This is a genomic window from Streptomyces sp. NPDC051136 (genome assembly GCF_044455745.1).
Taxonomy (GTDB): Bacteria; Actinomycetota; Actinomycetes; order Streptomycetales; family Streptomycetaceae; genus Streptomyces.
Map to the genome: position 1 here is coordinate 419089 of NZ_JBITFE010000005.1, position 18727 is coordinate 437815.

Here is an 18727-nt window from a genome sequence, read left to right on the forward strand (position 1 = left end):
ACCGACCCCGCCGACTGTCGTAGAATCCCCCGGCGATCATCACAGCGAGTGTTCGGGGGAACAAGGTGGCGCGAACGCGCGGAAGCTGGACCGGAGGCGGGCTGGGCGCCCGGTCCCTGCTCAATCCCAAGCAGGCCGCGACGGCGGTGTTCCACCCCAGGTGGATCCCGCCGTCGCTCGATCCGTCGATCGAGCGGCTCAAGCGGATCAGGGTCATCGGGGGCGCGGTCGCCTCGATCGGCGTCTACACCCTCTTCGAGGGCGGCTTCGACGCGGCCCAGCTGATGGAGAACGCGCTGACGGCCTCCGTCGTCCTGCTGTTCATCACCCCGCTGGTGGTCGGGGCGATGCTCTTCGTCTGGCGGCGCACCGGCACCGTCCGCCAGTTGCGCGTACCGCTGACGAACGCCCTCAAGCTGCTGCTGCTGTTCGTCGGCTGCGTCGCCGCCACGGTGGTGCTGGTGACGACGATCAACACCACGGGCAACCCCCTGGTGATCATCGTCGGCGGCATGACGATGCTCTGGATGCTGGGCTTCGTGGCCTGGGGTGCCGTGCGGGTCTCCGGCAACTTCTTCGGCACCGCCGCCGTCCACCGCTGCCTCCCGGCGCTGCTGGCCACGGTGACGAGCTGGCTGATGGCCCTGCCGGACCTGGTCACGGGCGACCTGCACGGGCTCAGCCTCACCCTCGGCATCGTGTTCATCCTGGGCGCGCCCGTGACGGTCACCGTGATCGCGCTGCTGGAGACGGGACGCCTCAAGCGGCGCTACGGCATCCGTCTGACGGCCCACCCGGCGACCCTCCCGCCGGTTCCCGGGCACGTCCCGCCGGCCCCCGGCCACCTGCCGCCGACCGGGCTGCCGCACGTGCCGCCGCCCGGCAACCCCTCAGGGCACCCGTATCCGCCCGCGGGGCCCGGCCACCCGTACGCCCCCGGACCGCACCGGCCGCACACGCCGCCTCCGCCGCCGTACGCGCCGCACCACGGCGGTCGCCCCAACCCCTACGCGCCGGGCCCGGGCGGGTCCTGACGCCACCGCCCCGCCGGCGCCGAGGTGCCGGATGGTCCCGGGGCGCACCATGACAGAGCGCCGGGCCCCGCACGTGCGGGGCCCGGCGCTCTGTCATGCCGTGATCTAGGCGGACGCCGGTGGGTACAGCGACCTCGGCAGCCGGGATGCCGCAGCCGAGTCCAGGAGCCACAGGGTGCGGGCCCGACCCCGGGCGCCCGCGGCCGGGGCCTGGATCTCGCCCGCGCCCGACAGGGCCATCGCCACCGCGTTCGCCTTGTCCTCGCCCGCCGCCAGCAGCCACACCTCACGGGCGGCGCGGATCGCGGGCAGGGTCAGGGAGATGCGGACGGGCGGCGGCTTGGGGGAGCCGTGGACGCCGATCACCGTGCGCTCGGTCTCCCGGACGCCCGGGTGCTCCGGGAAGAGCGAGGCCACGTGGGTGTCCGGGCCGACGCCGAGAAGCAGGACGTCGAAGGACGGCACCGCCGCGTGGTTCTCGGGGACGGACGCCGTGGCCAGTTCCTGCGCGTACGCGGCGGCCGCCGCCTCCACGTCCGAACCGTGCGGGCCGTCGGACGGTGCCATCGCGTGCACCCGCTTCGGGTCCAGCGGCACCGCGTCGAGCAGCGCCTGGCGCGCCTGGGTGACGTTGCGCTCCGGGTCGCCCTCCGGCAGGAAGCGCTCGTCCCCCCACCACAGGTCGAGCCGGCCCCAGTCGATCGCGTCGCGGGCCGGGGACGCGGCGAGTGCCGCGAGCAGACCGTTGCCGTTGCGACCGCCGGTGAGGACCACGGACGCGCTGCCCCGGGAGGCCTGTGCGTCCACGATCTTCGTGATCAGGCGGGCCGCGGCGGCCTCGGCCATCAGCTCCTTGTCGCGGTGCACGACCAGCTGCGGGGTGTCGCTCATTTCGCCGCCGCCTTCCTCACCGGTGTCTTCTCCTGCGCCGCGTCCTTCGCCCGGGCCTTCGCGACCGCCTCGACGGGAGCGGCGACCGCGCGGGCGCCCTCACCGTCGGCCCGGCCATCACCGGCCGGAGCGTTCAGCCGCTCCACCCCGTAGCGCAGCGCCGAGGCGTACGTGTCGTCCGGGTCGAGGCGCCGCAGCTCCTCCGCGATCAGCTCGGCCGTGTCACGACGCTTGAGCGCCACCGCTCGGGACGGCTGACCCTGGATCGACAGGTTCGCGAGCGAACCGTCGGCCCGGTCCAGCACGACCGGACCGCAGTCGGTGTCCATCCGGACCGCCGTCAGACCCGGACCGTTCGACGCCGAACGCTTCACCGGCACGTCCAGCCGGTCCGCGAGCCACATCGCGAGCAGCTCGCAGCTCGGGTTGTGCTCCTCGCCCTCCACCTCGACCGCCTGCACCTGGCAGTCGACCTGGTCCAGGGCCGCCGCCAGCATCGAACGCCACGGCGTGATGCGGGTCCACGACAGGTCGGTGTCGCCCGGCGCGTAGGCGTCGGCCCGGGCCGACAGCTCCCGTACCGGCTCCTCGGAGGCGTAGGTGTCGGTGACCCGGCGCTGGGCCAGCGCCCCGAGCGGGTCCTTCGCCGGGTCGAGCGGCGCGTTCACCGGCCACCAGACCACCACCGGCGCGTCCGGCAGCAGCAGCGGCAGGACCACCGACTGGGCGTGGTCGACCACGTCGCCGTACAGCCGCAGCACGACGGTCTCGCCGGTGCCCGCGTCGGCCCCGAGGCGTACCTCCGCGTCCAGCCGGGACTTGGTGCGGTCCCGAGGTGAGCGGGAGACGCGCTTGATGACGACGAGGGTGCGCGAGGGGTGCTCGTGCGCGGCGTCGCTCGCGGCCTTCAGCGCGTCGTAGGCGTTCTCCTCGTCGGTGACGATGACCAGGGTGAGCACCATGCCGACGGCGGGGGTGCCGATGGCCCGACGGCCCAGCACCAGCGCCTTGTTGATCTTGCTGGCCGTGGTGTCCGTGAGGTCTGTCTTCATGGCCGGCGCCAGCTCCGTCCGTCTCGCTCCAGCATGTCGTCCGCCTCGACGGGCCCCCAGGTGCCGGCCGGGTACTGGGCCGGGGTGCCGTGCTCGTCCCAGTACTGCTCGATCGGGTCGAGGATCTTCCAGGACAGCTCGACCTCCTCGGTGCGCGGGAAGAGGTTGGCGTCGCCGAGCAGCACGTCGAGGATCAGCCGCTCGTACGCCTCCGGGCTGGACTCCGTGAACGACTCGCCGTAGGCGAAGTCCATGGACACGTCCCGGATCTCCATCGACGTGCCCGGCACCTTGGAGCCGAAGCGGACGGTGACGCCCTCGTCGGGCTGGACGCGGATGACGATCGCGTTCGAGCCGAGTTCCTCGGTGGCCGTCGTGTCGAAGGGGGAGTGCGGGGCCCGCTGGAAGACCACCGCGATCTCGGTGACCCGGCGGCCCAGGCGCTTGCCGGTGCGCAGGTAGAAGGGGACGCCCGCCCAGCGGCGGTTGTCGATGCCGACCTTGATCGCGGCGTAGGTGTCGGTCTTCGACTTGGGGTCGATGCCGTCCTCTTCGAGATAGCCCACGGCCTTGGCGCCGCCCTGCCACCCGGCCGCGTACTGGCCGCGCACGGTGTCCCGGCCCAGGTCCTTGGGGAGGCGGACCGCCCCGAGCACCTTGGTCTTCTCCGCCGCCAGCGCGTCCGCGTCGAAGGAGGCGGGCTCCTCCATCGCGGTCAGGGCGAGCAGCTGGAGCAGGTGGTTCTGGATGACGTCGCGCGCCGCGCCGATGCCGTCGTAGTAACCGGCCCGGCCGCCGATGCCGATGTCCTCGGCCATCGTGATCTGCACGTGGTCCACGTAGGACCGGTTCCAGATCGGCTCGAACATCGTGTTGGCGAAGCGCAGCGCGAGGATGTTCTGGACGGTCTCCTTGCCCAGGTAGTGGTCGATGCGGAAGACCTGGTCGGAACCGAAGACCTCGTGGACGATCGCGTTCAGCTCCTCGGCCGACCTCAGGTCGTGGCCGAACGGCTTCTCGATCACCGCGCGCCGCCAGGAGCCTCCCGTCTGGTCGGCGAGGTGGTGCTTCTTCAGCTGCTGGATGACCACCGGGAAGGACTTGGGCGGCACCGACAGGTAGAAGGCGAAGTTGCCGCCCGTGCCCTGTGCCTTGTCCAGCTCCTCGATGGTGGCGCGCAGCCGCTCGAAGGCGTCGTCGTCGTCGAAGGTGCCCTGGACGAAGCGCATCCCCTGGATGAGCTGCTGCCAGACCTCCTCGCGGAACGGAGTGCGGGAGTGCTCCTTGACGGCGTCGTGCACGACCTGGGCGAAGTCCTCGTGCTCCCAGTCGCGGCGGGCGAACCCGACGAGAGAGAAGCCCGGCGGCAGCAGACCCCGGTTGGCGAGGTCGTACACGGCGGGCATGAGCTTCTTGCGGGACAGATCGCCGGTGACGCCGAAAATGACCAGACCCGACGGCCCCGCGATACGCGGGAGCCGTCGGTCTGCGGGGTCACGCAGCGGGTTGCTGCTCGACAATTCTCAGCCCTTCGAGGGAGCGAGGCGCTTGAGCTCCGCCTCCGTGGACTTCAGCAGGTCGTTCCAGGCGTCCTCGAACTTGTCGACGCCCTCCTTCTCCAGCAGCTGGACCACCTCGTCGTAGGAGATCCCGAGCTTCTCGACCGCGTCGAGGTCCGCGCGGGCCTGCTCGTACGTCCCGGAGACGGTGTCGCCGGTGATCTCGCCGTGGTCCTCGGTGGCGAACAGGGTCGCCTCCGGCATGGTGTTCACCGTGTTGGGCGCGACCAGATCGGTGACGTACATGGTGTCGCTGTACGCCTTGTCCTTCACGCCGGTCGACGCCCACAGCGGACGCTGCTTGTTGGCGCCGGCCTTCTCCAGGGCCGCCCAGCGGTCGGAGCCGAAGACCTCCTCGTACGCCTGGTAGGCGAGGCGGGCGTTGGCGACGGCGGCCTTGCCGCGCTGCGCCTTGGCCTCGTCGGTGCCGAGCGCGTCGATCCGCTTGTCGATCTCGGTGTCCACGCGGGAGACGAAGAAGGACGCCACCGAGTGGATCTGCGAGAGGTCCAGGCCGCGCTCCTTGGCCTTCTCCAGGCCGGTCAGGAAGGCGTCCATGACCTTGCGGTAGCGCTCCAGCGAGAAGATCAGCGTGACGTTGACGCTGATGCCCAGGCCGATGGTCTCGGCGATCGCCGGGATGCCCGCCTCGGTGGCCGGGATCTTGATCAGCGTGTTGGGCCGGTCCACCAGCCAGGCCAGCTGCTTGGCCTCGGCGACCGTCGCCCGGGTGTTGTGGGCGAGACGCGGGTCGACCTCGATGGAGACCCGGCCGTCCTTGCCGCCGGTGTTGTCGAACACCGGGCGCAGGATGTCGGCGGCGTCACGGACGTCCGCCGTGGTGATCATGCGGATCGCCTCTTCCACCGTCACCTCGCGGGCGGCGAGGTCGGTCAGCTGCGTGTCGTAGCCGTCGCCCTGCGAGATCGCCTTCTGGAAGATCGACGGGTTGGTGGTGACGCCCACGACGTGCTGCTGGTCGATCAGCTCGGCGAGGTTGCCGGACGTGATCCGCTTGCGGGACAGGTCGTCCAGCCAGATCGCGACGCCTTCGTCGGAGAGGCGCTTGAGTGCGTCTGTCATGGAAAATGCATCTCCTACTGTCGTGTATGAGCGTCAGCGCTGGGCTGCGGCGATCGATTCCCGGGCGGCGGAGGCCACGTTCTCGGCGGTGAAGCCGAACTCCTTGAACAGCACCTTGGCGTCCGCCGAAGCACCGAAGTGCTCCAGGGAGACGATGCGGCCGGCGTCCCCCACGTACTTGTGCCAGGTCAGTCCGATCCCGGCCTCGACCGCGACCCGGGCCTTCACGGACGGGGGCAGGACGCTGTCCCGGTACCCCTGGTCCTGCTGCTCGAACCACTCGACCGACGGCATGGACACCACACGGGTCGGAACGCCGTCGGCCTGGAGCCGCTCGCGCGCCTCGACGGCGACGTGCACCTCGGAACCGGTCGCGATCAGAACCACCTCGGCGTCGCCGCCGTCCGCCTCGAACAGCACGTAGCCGCCCTTGGCCGCGTCCTCGTTCGGCTCGTAGGTCGGCACGCCCTGGCGGGTCAGCGCCAGACCGTGCGGCTGGCCCTTGCCGAACTCCTTCGTCCAGCGGCGCAGGATCTCGCGCCAGGCGATCGCCGTCTCGTTGGCGTCGGCCGGACGGACCACGTTCAGACCCGGGATGGCGCGCAGCGAGGCCAGGTGCTCGACCGGCTGGTGGGTCGGGCCGTCCTCGCCCAGACCGATGGAGTCGTGCGTCCACACGTACGTCACCGGCAGGTGCATCAGGGCCGACAGCCGCACCGCGTTGCGCATGTAGTCGGAGAAGACCAGGAACGTTCCGCCGTAGATGCGGGTGTTGCCGTGCAGCGCGATGCCGTTCATCTCCGCGGCCATCGCGTGCTCGCGGATGCCGAAGTGGACGGTGCGGCCGTACGGGTCCGCCTCGGGCAGCGGGTTGCCCGCCGGGAGGAAGGACGACGTCTTGTCGATCGTCGTGTTGTTGGAGCCGGCCAGGTCGGCCGAGCCGCCCCACAGCTCCGGGATCACGGCGCCGAGCGCCTGGAGCACCTTGCCGGACGCGGCACGGGTCGCGAGGCCCTTGCCCGCCTCGAAGACCGGGATCTTCTCCTCCCAGCCCTTGGGCAGCTCGCCCTTGGCGACGCGGTCGTACTCGGCGGCGCGCTCCGGGTTGTTGTCCCGCCACTGCTGGAAGGACTTGTCCCACACCGCGCGGGCCGCCTGCCCCTTCTCCAGGGCCTTGCGGGTGTGCTCGATGACCTCGTCGGAGACCTCGAAGGACTTCTCCGGGTCGAAGCCCAGGACCCGCTTGGTCGCCGCGACCTCGTCGTCGCCGAGTGCCGAGCCGTGCGCGGCCTCGGTGTTCTGCGCGTTCGGGGCGGGCCAGGCGATGATCGAGCGCATGGCGATGAAGGACGGCCGGTCGGTGACCTTCTTCGCCGCCTCGATCGCGTCGTAGATCGCGTTCGGGTCCAGGTCGCCGTCCGGCTTCGGGGCCACGCGCTGCACGTGCCAGCCGTAGGCCTCGTAGCGCTTGCAGGTGTCCTCGGAGACGGCGGTCTCGGTGTCGCCCTCGATGGAGATGTGGTTGTCGTCCCACAACAGCACGAGGTTGCCGAGCTTCTGGTGGCCGGCCATCGAGGACGCCTCGGAGGAGATGCCCTCCTGGAGGCAGCCGTCACCGGCGATGCAGTAGACGAAGTGGTCGAACGGGGAGGTGCCCTCGGCGGCCTCCGGGTCGAACAGGCCGCGCTCGTAGCGGGCGGCCATCGCCATGCCCACCGCGTTGGCCACGCCCTGGCCCAGCGGGCCGGTCGTGGTCTCCACGCCCGTGGTGTGGCCGTACTCCGGGTGGCCGGGGGTCTTGGAGCCCCAGGTGCGGAAGGACTCGAGGTCCGCCAGCTCCAGGCCGAAGCCGGCCAGGTACAGCTGGGTGTAGAGGGTCAGGGACGAGTGGCCCGCGGACAGCACGAAACGGTCGCGCCCGACCCAGTTCGCGTCGGCGGGGTCGTGCCGCATCACCTTCTGGAAGAGGGTGTAGGCGGCGGGCGCCAGGCTCATCGCCGTACCCGGATGGCCGTTGCCAACCTTCTGTACGGCATCGGCGGCCAGGACGCGGGCGGTGTCCACGGCCCGCTGGTCCAGTTCGGTCCACTCGAGGTCTGTGGTGGTCGGCTTGGTGCTCACCCTGAGTCAGGGCTCCTCTCCACATGTCGGTTGCCGGTGCACGGGTGCACGGGCTGCCGGCGCGTCCGTGAGTCGGCCGGCCATGGCCGAGCCTACCCCCGTAAGTACGTGCGTTTTTCCGCTGGAAACCAGACTGCCGGGACTCTTGTGGATCCGCCTGTCGACTGGGCGAAACCGCATTCGGCAAGTGAATACGGAGCCGCTCATCTGACTGCTCAATCGACCGTCCGAACGCACGTCGGAGCGCCCTCGCCAACACGGGCCCACCCCCGCGAAGACCGAGGTATGGGCAACGTCTAAAGTGGCGTGGTACGCGCGAGCCTTTACCGCCACTTCACGCGGGGAGGGTTCGCTGGGAGTCTCTGTCAGGGGTGTGCGTGACGGCCGTTGAATCCCGTCCTGCGGGGGTTATCGGGACGAGCCAGGGCCCGAGTCACCGGCCGTTCGGGGCCCGTGTCAAGGCGTTCGTGGCATTGACCAAGCCGCGGATCATCGAGCTACTGCTGATCACCACCGTTCCGGTGATGTTCCTCGCCGAGCAGGGTGTTCCGGATCTGAAGCTGGTGCTGCTGACCTGCGTCGGCGGTTATCTGTCGGCCGGCGGCGCCAACGCGCTGAACATGTACATCGACCGCGACATCGACGCGTTGATGGACCGGACCTCGCAGCGCCCGCTGGTGACCGGCATGGTCGGTCCGCGCGAGTGCCTCGCCTTCGGCATCACGTTGGCGATCGTCTCGACGCTGCTGTTCGGCCTCACGGTCAACTGGCTGTCGGCCTGGCTCTCGCTCGGCGCGCTCCTCTTCTACGTCGTCGTCTACACGATGATCCTCAAGCGCCGCACCTCGCAGAACATCGTCTGGGGCGGCATCGCGGGCTGCCTGCCGGTGCTCATCGGCTGGTCGGCCGTGACCAACTCGATGTCCTGGGCGCCGGTCATCCTCTTCGGGGTGATGTTCTTCTGGACGCCGCCGCACTACTGGCCGCTGTCCATGAAGGTCAAGGAGGACTACGCGCGCGTGGGCGTGCCGATGCTCCCGGTGATCGCGTCCAACAAGGTCGTCGCCCGGCAGATCGTCATCTACAGCTGGGTGATGGTCGTCGTGTCGCTGCTGCTGACACCGCTCGGCTACACCGGCTGGTTCTACACCGCGGTCGCGGTGGCGGCCGGCGGCATGTGGCTGTGGGAGGCGCACGGGCTGCAGAACCGGGCCAAGGCGGAGGTCACGGGCGGCAAGCTCAAGGAGATGCGGCTGTTCCACTGGTCCATCACCTACGTGTCGGTGCTGTTCCTGGCGATCGCGGTGGACCCCTTCCTGCGCTGAGCGCACAGCACGGAGCCGTCCGACGGGGGGGGGGGGGGGGGGGGGGGGGGGGGGGGGGCGCCGCCCCCCCCCCCCCCGGGGGGCGCCGCGCCCGGCGGCGGCGACCCCCCCGGGGGGCGGGCGCCCCCCCGCCCCCCCGGCCGCCCCCCCCGCCGCCCCCCGGCCGCGGGGGGGCGGGGGGCCCGGCCCCCCCCCCGGCCCCCCCCCCCCCCCGCGCCCCGCGCCGGCCGGGCGCGCCCCCCCCCCCCCCCCCCCCCCCCCCCCCCGTCGCCGTTCGATCTACCCGTCGGTAGCATCCTGGTCATGGCAGACACGCAGCAGGTGGACACGGAGCAGGACGGCGCGAAGGCCGGCGGCCGGTCGGACCGGTGGGCCGAGCGCCGGGTGACCCGGATGGCCGGGCGGATCGAATCCTTCGCCAAGGCCCACGGCGGCGCCGAGGCCCAGGTGGCCTACCTCGGTGAGCGCGGCGCCCGGATCGTGCTGGTCGGCGAGGACGGTGCCTGGGGCGACCTGGTCGCGCGCACCCACGAGAGCGCGCGGCGGGCCGTCGAGCGGTCCGGCGTCACCGTCCACGAGGACTTCGACGGGGAGTTCGCGGCCAAGGTCACCACCGGTCGCTACGAGTGGTCGCGCATGGCCGGCATCCAGGTCGGAGGCCCGAGCAACACCTGAGACCGGGTTCACCCGTTAGGACCGTAGGAAGCCGCCGGGCGCACGGGCCGCGAGGCACCCGAGCCGCACGGCGCACGGTCCCAGCACGGGGAGCCCGGATGATCGAAACGCCGTCCCTGGTGGACCAGTACTGCCACGGCGTCCTGAGAACGGAGCTGGGCCTCGGCACCTTCGAGGCCCAGCTCGCCCGCACCGAGGGCCCGCCGGCACCGGGCACCACCCTCTTCGACACCCAGACCGGCTTCGCCGTACGCCGCTGGTGCCCGCCCCTGCTCGGTCTGGAACCGCACTGTCCGCCCGCCCGGTACCTGGCCCGGCGTCGCGAACTGGGCGTCATCGAGGCCGACCGGCGGCTGCTGCGCGGCAGCGGCATCACCACCTACCTGGTCGACGCGGGACTGCCCGGCGACCTCACCGGCCCCGCCGAGATGGCCTCGGCCGCGGACGCCGACGCCCACGAGACCGTGCGCCTCGAGCTCCTCGCCGAGCAGGTCGCCGACACCTCCGGCACCGTCGAGTCCTTCCTCGCCAACCTCGCCGAGGCCGTGCACGGCGCCGCCGCGAACGCGGTCGCCTTCACCTCCGTCGCCGGGGTGCGGCACGGTCTGGCGCTCGCCCCGGAGCCGCCCGGCGCGGGCGAGGTGCGCGGGGCCGCCGCCCGCTGGCTGACCGGGCGCGAGGTCGGCGGAGAGCTGAGCGACCCGGTGCTGCTGCGCCACCTGCTGTGGATCGCCGTCGCCTCGGGCCTGCCGCTCCAGCTGCACGCGGGCCTCGGCGAGCCGGGCCTGCGCATCGACCGCACCGACCCGGTCCTGCTCACCGACTTCGTGCGCGCCACCGCCGGCCTCGGCACCGACCTGATCCTGCTGCACGGCTACCCCTACCACCGGCACGCCGCCCACCTGGCCGGCGTCTTCCCGCACGTCTACGCCGACTCGGGCGCCGCCCTCGTGCGGACCGGCGCCCGGGCGGCGACGGTCCTCGCGGAGATCCTGGAGCTGGCCCCCTTCGGCAAGATCCTCTTCTCCAGCGGCGCCCAGGGCCTGCCCGAGCTGCACGTCGTCGCCGCCCGGCTGTTCCGCGAGGCCCTCGGCAGGGTGCTGGGCACCTGGGTGGCCGAGGGGGCGTGGTCGCTCGGGGACGCGCAGCGGGTGGCGGGGATGATCGCCTCGGGCAACGCCGGGCGGGTCTACGGGCTGGAGTGACGTGTACCCGATGTGCCGAGCCGGCCGAGCCGCCGACACGCAGCCCTGCGCGTCACCCGATCGCTGTCGCGTGCCGGGGAGCGGTCCGCCCGCCGCGCCGACCCGGAGCTACCTGGGGCCGGCCATCGACACGCTGGTGGCGTCGTACTCCTGAGCGGGCAGCGCGGGCACCGTCTCCTCGGGCCGCTCGCGCAGCGACAGCAGCACCCGCAGCACCGCGATCCACACCAGGCACGAGCCGAACATGTGCAGTCCGACCAGGACCTCGGGCAGGTCGGTGAAGTACTGGACGTACCCGATGACCCCCTGGGCGAGCAGCACCAGGAACAGGTCACGGGTGCGGGCCAGCGGGCCCTTGGGCGCGTCGACCGCCTTGAGCACGAACCACAGGGCGAACGTCAGCGTCACCACGATCCACGCCAGGACCGCGTGCCCCTTGCTGATCATCTCCCAGTCGACCGGCATCCGCGGCACGTCGCTGGAGTCGCCCGCGTGCGGGCCGGCGCCGGTGACCACGGTGCCGACCGTGATCAGCAGCGCCGAGACGACGACCATCACCCACACCAGCTGCCGCACGGACGCGCCGACCAGCGGGCGCGGTGCCGCGTCGCCCTCCCGGGTGCGCTGCCACATCACGGTCGCCAGCGTCAGCAGCGCCGTCGTCGCCACGAAGTGGGCCGCGACCGTGTACGGGTTGAGCCCGACGAGCACGACGATGCCGCCGAGCACCGCGTTGCTCATCACGACCCAGAACTGCGCCCACCCGAGCAGGGTGAGGCTGCGCCGGTAGGGCTTCTGCGAGCGGGCGGCGATGATCGCCCAGCCGACCGCGGCACAGAGCACGTAGGTCAGCATGCGGTTGCCGAACTCGACGACGCCGTGGAAGCCCATCTCGCTCGTGGTGGTGAGCGAGTCGTCGGTGCACTTGGGCCAGGTCGGGCAGCCGAGCCCGGAGCCGCTGAGCCGGACGGCGCCGCCGGTGACGACGATGATCACCGACATCACGAGGGGCGCGAGGGCCGCTCGCCGGACCGTCTTGGGGTGCGGGGTCCAGCGTGCGGCGATGAAGGCGAGGGGGTTGCGCACGGCGGCTGCGGCGTCGGCACGGGTCACGTTTGGCACGTCGTCCATCGTAGGGGCCCGCTTGTGCACGCTTTCACGAGGGTCGTCGTTCGGCATGTGTTCTTACTCCCAGCGGAAGAACTTCCCCGCGGCCGCGAGCCCCACGACCGCCCACGCGGCGAGGATCCCCAGGTCGCCCCAGGGCATCGACGCCCCGTGCTGGAGCACGTCCCGCAGCCCGTCGGACAGGGCCGAGACCGGCAGCAGCCCCAGCACGCTCTGAGCCGCGTCCGGGAACTTGTCCAGGGGCACGATCACCCCGCCGCCGACGAGGAGCAGCAGGAAGACCAGGTTGGCGGCGGCCAGCGTGGCCTCCGCCCGCAGCGTGCCCGCCATCAGCAGCCCGAGCCCGGAGAAGGCGGCGGTGCCGAGGACCAGGAGCAGCAGCACGGCACCCGGGTTGCCGTGCGGGGACCAGCCGAGCGCGAAGGCGATCACCGTCAGCAGCACGATCTGCAGCACCTCGGTGACCAGGACCGACGCCGTCTTCGCGGTCATCAGGGCCCAGCGCGGCAGCGGGGAGGCGGCCAGCCGCTTCAGCACCCCGTACCGGCGCTCGAAACCGGTGGCGATGGCCTGCCCCGTGAACGCCGTCGACATCACGGCGAGCGCGAGGATGCCGGGGGTGAGGAAGTCCACCGCCTCTCCGGCCCCGGTGTCGATGATGTCCACGGAGCTGAACAGGACGAGCAGCAGCGTCGGGATGATCACCGTCAGCAGCAGCTGCTCGCCGTTGCGCAGCAGCATCCTGGTCTCGAGCACGGCCTGCGCCGCGATCATGCGCCCCAGCGGCGCCGCGCCGGGCCTGGGCGCGTACGTCCCGGCGGTGCCGGGCGCCCCCGTGTCCCCCGGTGTCCCTGTGGTCGTGGTCACGCGCGCAGCTCCTTGCCGGTCAGCTCCAGGCTGTGTCCTCCCGGGGGCCTACCCCCGGACCCCCGGCCGTCCTCGGTGTCGACCGAAATCATGAGCGCAACTCCCTGCCCGTCAGCTCCAGAAAGACGTCCTCCAGTGTGTGCCGCTCCACCGAGATGCGGTCCGGCATCACCCCGTGCTGGGCGCACCAGGAGGTCACCGTGGCGAGCAGCTGCGGGTCGACCTTGCCGTTCACCCGGTAGGACCCCGGGGTCAGCTCCGCGGCCGAGGAGTCCGTCGGCAGCGCCTTGAGCAGGGACGCCACGTCCAGGCCCGGCCGGCCGGTGAAGCGCAGGGTGTTCTCGGCGCCGCCGCGGCACAGCTCCTCCGGGGAGCCCTGGGCCACGACCCGGCCGGCGTCCACGATGGCGACGTCGTCGGACAGCTGCTCGGCCTCGTCCATGTGGTGCGTGGTGAGGATCACCGAGACCCCGTCGCCGCGCAGGTCTCGGACCAGGTCCCAGGTGGCGCGGCGGGCCTGCGGGTCGAGGCCGGCGGTCGGCTCGTCCAGGAACACCAGCTCCGGGCGGCCGACCACGGCCATGGCGAGGGCGAGCCGCTGCTGCTGCCCGCCCGAGAGCCTGCGGTACGTGGTGCGGCCGCAGGAGCCGAGACCGAGCCGCTCGATCAGCGCGTCGACGTCCAGCGGGTGGGCGTGCAGCTTCGCGACGTGCCGCAGCATCTCGTCGGCGCGGGCGCCGGAGTAGACGCCGCCGGACTGGAGCATCACGCCGATCCGCGGGCGCAGCAGGGCGCCCTGCGTCACCGGGTCAAGACCGAGGACGCGTACCGTCCCGGAGTCCGGCTTCCGGTATCCCTCGCAGGTCTCGACGGTGGTCGTCTTGCCCGCCCCGTTGGGGCCGAGCACGGCGGTGACGCCCGGACGGGCCACCAGGTCGAGGCCGTCGACCGCGGTCTTCGTGCCGTACCGCTTCACCAGGGCCTGGACCTGGACCACGGGGTCGCTTCGCATGGTTCACGAGTCTAGGTAGGCGGACGACCGGCCGGGCGCGGGGGTGTGGAAAACCACCTCGCACCGGGGACGGGGCTCACTCGCGGGGGCGGTGCAGCGGCAGCCACCGCTCGGCGTAGGCGACCGCGTCGGGCAGCGGGAACAGCCGTACGTCGGCCGTGCCGACCCGGCCGCGTGCGACGGGCCGGTCCCGCTCGAAGTCGTGGCCCAGTTCGGCGAAGCGCTCCGAGGTGATCGACACCTCGGTCACCCGCTCCCAGCCCACCGGCCCCGGGCGCCCCACCTCCACCAGCGGCGAGGGGATGCGGTACTCGGCGAGGTGGAACGCGGTGCACGCGTGGTAGCCCGCGCCGAGCAGCAGGACCCGGGCGTCCAGCCGTTCCAGGGTGGCCAGGGGGCTGCGTTCGCCGAGCCGGCAGTCCCGCGCGTGGTCGGCGACCACCTCGGCGGCCAGGGCGCCGAGGGCCGCGAAGGAGGTCTGCGGGTGGGCGCTGCGCCGGGCGCCGGGCCAGGTGCGCACCGTCTCAGGGACCACCCCGACGCCTCGCGAGGGCGTGATCAGCGGGTCGTACGCGGGCGTCACCGCGCGCACGGTGTCCCACCACTCCTCGGGCACCGGCGGGCTGGTCCACAGCGCCGGGTCCGAGAGGTCGCCGGTCTGGGTCGGGACGACCAGGGTGCCGCTCGGACCGAGGACGTCCAGGAGCGCCTGGACGACCGCGACGGGGCCTCCGCAGACCCAGCCGAGGGATCTGAGGGAGGAGTGCACGAGCAGGGTCTCGCCGGTCCGCACGCCCAGTCCGCGCAGCCCGGCGGCGAGTGTGCCGCGGGTGACGAGTGGGCCGGTCGGAGGGGGTGTGGGCATGCGGGGGAGTGTTCCCGAAGCCGGTCCCGGACGCCAGCCCGTCGGCCCGCCGGCGATCGATCAAAGATCGTTTCCGCAGGTCAGCTTAGGTATGCCTAAGTGACACAGGGCACCGTCCGAAGATCCGGACGCGGCTTGCCCGCCCCCGTCGAATTACGCAACAATGGCGTTGTGAAAAACGTTGGCGAGGCTCCGCAGGAGGAACTCGCGACCGGTGAGCGGTCCACCCGCAACCGTGTCGCGCGCTCCATCCTGGACCACGGGCCTTCGACCGTCGCCGAGCTCGCCGGACGTCTGGGCCTCACCCAGGCCGCCGTCCGGCGCCACCTCGACGCGCTGGTCGCCGACGACGTGGTCGAGGCCCGCGAGCAGCGGGTCTACGGCACGCGCACGCGCGGGAGGCCCGCCAAGGTCTTCGCGCTCACCGACTGCGGCCGGGACGCCTTCGACCAGTCGTACGACAAGCTGGCCGCCGACGCCCTGCGCTGGATCGCCGAGCAGGAGGGCGGAGAGCAGGCGATCGCCGCCTTCGCCCGCGCCCGGATCGCCGCCCAGTCGGGCGCGTACCGCAAGGCCGTCGAGTCGGTCCCCGCCGAGCAGCGGGCTCAAGCGCTGGCCAAGGCCCTGACCAAGGACGGGTACGCTGCTACCGCGCGGAGCGCACCCCACCCCCAGCAGGGCGAGCAGCTGTGCCAGCACCACTGCCCGGTCGCCCACGTCGCGGAGCAGTTTCCGCAGCTGTGCGAGGCGGAGACGGAATTTTTCGCCGAGCTGCTCGGTACGCATGTACAGCGGCTCGCGACCATCGCGCACGGCGACGGGGTCTGCACCACGTTCATTCCGAAGACTTCGCACGCGCCACCCGCGGCGCGCGCGCCCGAGAACACCGCTCACGCATCTGCAAGCACGGCCGGGAGGAACCCCGCATGACTCTCCCCACGGAGACTGCTCACCCTGAGCTCGAGGGCCTGGGCAAGTACGAATACGGCTGGGCCGACTCCGACACGGCCGGCGCCTCTGCCAAGCGCGGCATCAACGAGGACGTCGTCCGCGACATCTCCGCGAAGAAGAACGAGCCGGAGTGGATGACCAAGCTCCGCCTCAAGGGTCTGCGCCTCTTCGAGAAGAAGCCCATGCCGAACTGGGGCTCGGACCTGTCGGGCATCGACTTCGACAACATCAAGTACTTCGTGCGCTCCACGGAGAAGCAGGCGGAGTCCTGGGAGGACCTGCCCGAGGACATCAAGAACACGTACGACAAGCTCGGCATCCCCGAGGCGGAGAAGCAGCGCCTCGTCGCCGGTGTCGCGGCCCAGTACGAGTCCGAGGTCGTCTACCACCAGATCCGCGAGGACCTGGAGGAGCAGGGCGTCATCTTCCTGGACACCGACACCGCCCTCAAGGAGCACCCGGAGCTCTTCAAGGAGTACTTCGGCACCGTCATCCCCGTCGGTGACAACAAGTTCGCCTCGCTGAACAGCGCCGTGTGGTCCGGCGGCTCCTTCATCTACGTGCCGAAGGGCGTGCACGTCGAGATCCCGCTGCAGGCCTACTTCCGCATCAACACGGAGAACATGGGCCAGTTCGAGCGGACCCTGATCATCGTCGACGAGGGCGCCTACGTGCACTACGTCGAGGGCTGCACCGCGCCGATCTACAAGTCGGACTCGCTGCACTCCGCGGTCGTCGAGATCATCGTCAAGAAGAACGCCCGCTGCCGCTACACGACCATCCAGAACTGGTCGAACAACGTCTACAACCTGGTCACCAAGCGCGCCGTGGCGTACGAGGGCGCGACCATGGAGTGGATCGACGGCAACATCGGCTCCAAGGTGACGATGAAGTACCCGGCCGTCTACCTGATGGGCGAGCACGCCAAGGGCGAGACCCTGTCCATCGCCTTCGCGGGCGAGGGCCAGCACCAGGACGCCGGCTCCAAGATGGTCCACATGGCGCCGAACACCTCCTCCAACATCGTCTCGAAGTCCGTGGCGCGCGGCGGCGGCCGCACCTCCTACCGCGGTCTCGTCGAGATCGGCGAGGGCGCCCACGGCTCCAAGTCGAACGTGCTGTGCGACGCGCTGCTGGTCGACACCATCTCCCGCTCCGACACGTACCCCTACGTGGACGTCCGCGAGGACGACGTGTCCATGGGGCACGAGGCGACCGTCTCCAAGGTCTCCGAGGACCAGCTCTTCTACCTGATGAGCCGCGGGCTGAGCGAGTTCGAGGCGATGGCGATGATCGTGCGCGGCTTCGTCGAGCCGATCGCCAAGGAGCTCCCCATGGAGTACGCCCTCGAGCTCAACCGGCTGATCGAGCTGCAGATGGAGGGCGCGGTCGGCTGACCCCCGCCCCCACCGCAGTCACCAGATCCAGGAACGTAGGAAGAGAGCAGACCGACAGCCATGGCTGAGGCTCAGAACATCCCCGTGGGGTCCACCACCGCGGGCCAGATCGCGGTGGCCGCCGAGTCGACCGTCGCCACGCGCATGAGCGCGCCCGCGTCCTTCGACGTGGCGGACTTCCCGGTCCCCCACGGCCGCGAGGAGGAGTGGCGGTTCACCCCGCTGGAGCGGCTGCGCGGGCTGCACGACGGCACCGCCGTCGCCACCGGTGACGGCGTGAAGGTCGACATCGACGCGCCCGAGGGCGTCGTCGTCGAGACCGTCGGCCGCGACGACGCGCGCATCGGCAGGGCCGGCACCCCCGTGGACCGGGTCGCGGCCCAGGCCTACTCGGCGTTCGAGAAGGCCGGCGTGATCACCGTCCCCAAGGAGACGGTCCTCACCGAGCCGATCCGCATCGCCGTGCACGGCGAGGGCGGCACCGCCTACGCCCACCAGGTCGTCGAGCTGGGCGCCTTCGCCGAGGCCGTGGTCGTCATCGACCACACCGGCGACGCCGTGCTCGCCGCCAACGTCGACTACGTCCTGGGCGACGGCGCCAAGCTGACCGTCGTCTCCGTCCAGGACTGGGACGACAAGGCCGTGCACGTCGGCCAGCACAACGCGCTGGTCGGCCGGGACGCGACCTTCAAGTCCTTCGTCGTCACCTTCGGCGGCGACCTGGTCCGGCTGCACCCGCGCGTGGCCTACGCAGGCCCCGGCGGCGAGGCCGAGCTGTTCGGTCTGTACTTCACCGACCAGGGCCAGCACCAGGAGCACCGCCTCCTGGTCGACCACAACGTCCCGCACTGCAAGTCGAACGTCGTCTACAAGGGCGCGCTCCAGGGCGACGACGCGCACGCGGTCTGGATCGGCGACGTGCTCATCGAGGCCGCCGCCGAGGGCACCGACACCTACGAGATGAACCGCAACCTCGTCCTCACCGACGGCGCGCGGGTCGACTCGGTGCCGAACCTGGAGATCGAGACCGGCGAGATCGTCGGCGCCGGCCACGCCTCCGCCACCGGCCGCTTCGACGACGAGCAGCTCTTCTACCTGATGGCGCGCGGCATCCCCGAGCTGGACGCCCGTCGCCTGGTGGTCCACGGCTTCTTCGCCGAGCTGGTCCAGCAGATCGGCGTAGCGGACATCGAGGAGCGGCTCCTCGCCAAGATCGCCGAAGAGCTGGAGGCGTCGGTCGCATGACCTTCGTACGCGTCTGTGGAGCGGACGAGCTGGAGGAGGACACCCCGAAGCGGGTGGAACTCGACGGCACGCCGATCTCCGTCGTGCGGACCGAGGGCGAGGTCTTCGCGATCCACGACATCTGCTCGCACGCGAACGTCTCCCTGGCCGAGGGCGAGGTCGACGACTGCCACATCGAGTGCTGGCTGCACGGCTCGCGCTTCGACCTCCGCTCCGGCAAGCCCGACAGTCTTCCGGCGACGCGCCCCGTCCCCGTATACCCCGTAAAGATCGAAGGGGACGACGTGCTCGTCTCCCTCACCCAGGAGTCCTGAGGC

General features: G+C 71.4%; 17 protein-coding genes. 8 read left to right on the top strand and 9 right to left on the bottom strand.

Annotation, left to right across the window (positions count from 1 at the left end; translation table 11 throughout):
- Positions 1 to 65: 65 nt before the first annotated feature.
- The gene (locus ACIBCJ_RS17150; RefSeq protein WP_365980234.1) at positions 66 to 1034 is read left to right on the top strand and encodes a proline-rich domain-containing protein; all 969 of its coding nucleotides are present in this window, start codon (positions 66 to 68) and stop codon (positions 1032 to 1034) included.
- Positions 1035 to 1139: 105 nt separating this feature from the next.
- Here the strand turns inward: ACIBCJ_RS17150 and pgl are convergent, their stop codons facing one another.
- Genes pgl through tkt form a run of 5 tightly spaced genes read right to left on the bottom strand, consistent with a single transcriptional unit; the run spans position 1140 to position 7740 of the window.
- The gene (pgl, locus tag ACIBCJ_RS17155) at positions 1140 to 1925 is read right to left on the bottom strand and encodes a 6-phosphogluconolactonase (RefSeq protein ID WP_362108040.1); all 786 of its coding nucleotides are present in this window, start codon (positions 1923 to 1925) and stop codon (positions 1140 to 1142) included.
- Positions 1922 to 2977, bottom strand: a complete 1056-nt coding sequence (opcA, locus tag ACIBCJ_RS17160) for a glucose-6-phosphate dehydrogenase assembly protein OpcA (protein ID WP_362108043.1) — start codon at positions 2975 to 2977, stop codon at positions 1922 to 1924. Before opcA ends, pgl begins: the two co-directional genes overlap by 4 nt.
- Positions 2974 to 4497: a glucose-6-phosphate dehydrogenase gene (gene zwf / locus ACIBCJ_RS17165; RefSeq protein ID WP_133890507.1), complete on the bottom strand. Its 1524-nt coding sequence runs from the start codon at positions 4495 to 4497 to the stop codon at positions 2974 to 2976. The genes opcA and zwf overlap by 4 nt, the downstream gene beginning before the upstream one ends.
- A gap of 3 nt (positions 4498 to 4500) precedes the next feature.
- On the bottom strand, positions 4501 to 5619 hold the full coding sequence (tal, locus tag ACIBCJ_RS17170) for a transaldolase (protein ID WP_362108047.1): 1119 nt from the start codon (positions 5617 to 5619) through the stop codon (positions 4501 to 4503).
- A 33-nt stretch (positions 5620 to 5652) separates the two neighbouring features.
- Entirely contained in the window at positions 5653 to 7740 is a 2088-nt protein-coding gene (gene tkt, locus ACIBCJ_RS17175) for a transketolase (RefSeq protein ID WP_362108050.1), read from the bottom strand.
- 371 nt (positions 7741 to 8111) lie between these two features.
- Between tkt and ACIBCJ_RS17180 the strand changes: the two genes are divergently transcribed.
- The 3 genes from ACIBCJ_RS17180 to ACIBCJ_RS17190 all read left to right on the top strand — a co-directional run bounded on the left by ACIBCJ_RS17180 (position 8112) and on the right by ACIBCJ_RS17190 (position 10945).
- Positions 8112 to 9065, top strand: coding sequence for a heme o synthase (locus ACIBCJ_RS17180; protein ID WP_362108053.1), 954 nt, complete (start codon positions 8112 to 8114; stop codon positions 9063 to 9065).
- 303 nt (positions 9066 to 9368) lie between these two features.
- Positions 9369 to 9740: a hypothetical protein gene (locus ACIBCJ_RS17185; protein ID WP_393530187.1), complete on the top strand. Its 372-nt coding sequence runs from the start codon at positions 9369 to 9371 to the stop codon at positions 9738 to 9740.
- Between the two features lie 98 nt (positions 9741 to 9838).
- On the top strand, positions 9839 to 10945 hold the full coding sequence (locus ACIBCJ_RS17190; RefSeq protein ID WP_365980235.1) for an amidohydrolase family protein: 1107 nt from the start codon (positions 9839 to 9841) through the stop codon (positions 10943 to 10945).
- 108 nt (positions 10946 to 11053) lie between these two features.
- Here the strand turns inward: ACIBCJ_RS17190 and ACIBCJ_RS17195 are convergent, their stop codons facing one another.
- The 4 genes from ACIBCJ_RS17195 to ACIBCJ_RS17210 all read right to left on the bottom strand — a co-directional run bounded on the left by ACIBCJ_RS17195 (position 11054) and on the right by ACIBCJ_RS17210 (position 14817).
- Positions 11054 to 12076: a COX15/CtaA family protein gene (locus ACIBCJ_RS17195; protein ID WP_365980236.1), complete on the bottom strand. Its 1023-nt coding sequence runs from the start codon at positions 12074 to 12076 to the stop codon at positions 11054 to 11056.
- A 54-nt stretch (positions 12077 to 12130) separates the two neighbouring features.
- On the bottom strand, positions 12131 to 12940 hold the full coding sequence (locus ACIBCJ_RS17200; protein ID WP_365980237.1) for an ABC transporter permease: 810 nt from the start codon (positions 12938 to 12940) through the stop codon (positions 12131 to 12133).
- Positions 12941 to 13028: 88 nt separating this feature from the next.
- Positions 13029 to 13952: an ABC transporter ATP-binding protein gene (locus ACIBCJ_RS17205; RefSeq protein WP_362107763.1), complete on the bottom strand. Its 924-nt coding sequence runs from the start codon at positions 13950 to 13952 to the stop codon at positions 13029 to 13031.
- 76 nt (positions 13953 to 14028) lie between these two features.
- Positions 14029 to 14817, bottom strand: coding sequence for an AAC(3) family N-acetyltransferase (locus tag ACIBCJ_RS17210; protein WP_365980238.1), 789 nt, complete (start codon positions 14815 to 14817; stop codon positions 14029 to 14031).
- Positions 14818 to 14988: 171 nt separating this feature from the next.
- On the opposite strand from ACIBCJ_RS17210, the gene ACIBCJ_RS17215 reads away from it, so the two are divergent.
- Genes ACIBCJ_RS17215 through ACIBCJ_RS17230 form a run of 4 tightly spaced genes read left to right on the top strand, consistent with a single transcriptional unit; the run spans position 14989 to position 18724 of the window.
- The gene (locus ACIBCJ_RS17215) at positions 14989 to 15747 is read left to right on the top strand and encodes a metalloregulator ArsR/SmtB family transcription factor (RefSeq protein ID WP_362513710.1); all 759 of its coding nucleotides are present in this window, start codon (positions 14989 to 14991) and stop codon (positions 15745 to 15747) included.
- Positions 15744 to 17165 carry a Fe-S cluster assembly protein SufB gene (sufB, locus tag ACIBCJ_RS17220; RefSeq protein WP_003976894.1) on the top strand — a complete coding sequence of 474 codons (1422 nt, stop codon included), beginning with the start codon at positions 15744 to 15746 and terminating at the stop codon, positions 17163 to 17165. The genes ACIBCJ_RS17215 and sufB overlap by 4 nt, the downstream gene beginning before the upstream one ends.
- A gap of 60 nt (positions 17166 to 17225) precedes the next feature.
- Entirely contained in the window at positions 17226 to 18410 is a 1185-nt protein-coding gene (sufD, locus tag ACIBCJ_RS17225; RefSeq protein WP_362107773.1) for a Fe-S cluster assembly protein SufD, read from the top strand.
- Positions 18407 to 18724, top strand: a complete 318-nt coding sequence (locus tag ACIBCJ_RS17230) for a non-heme iron oxygenase ferredoxin subunit (RefSeq protein WP_019329250.1) — start codon at positions 18407 to 18409, stop codon at positions 18722 to 18724. The genes sufD and ACIBCJ_RS17230 overlap by 4 nt, the downstream gene beginning before the upstream one ends.
- Positions 18725 to 18727: the final 3 nt, after the last annotated feature.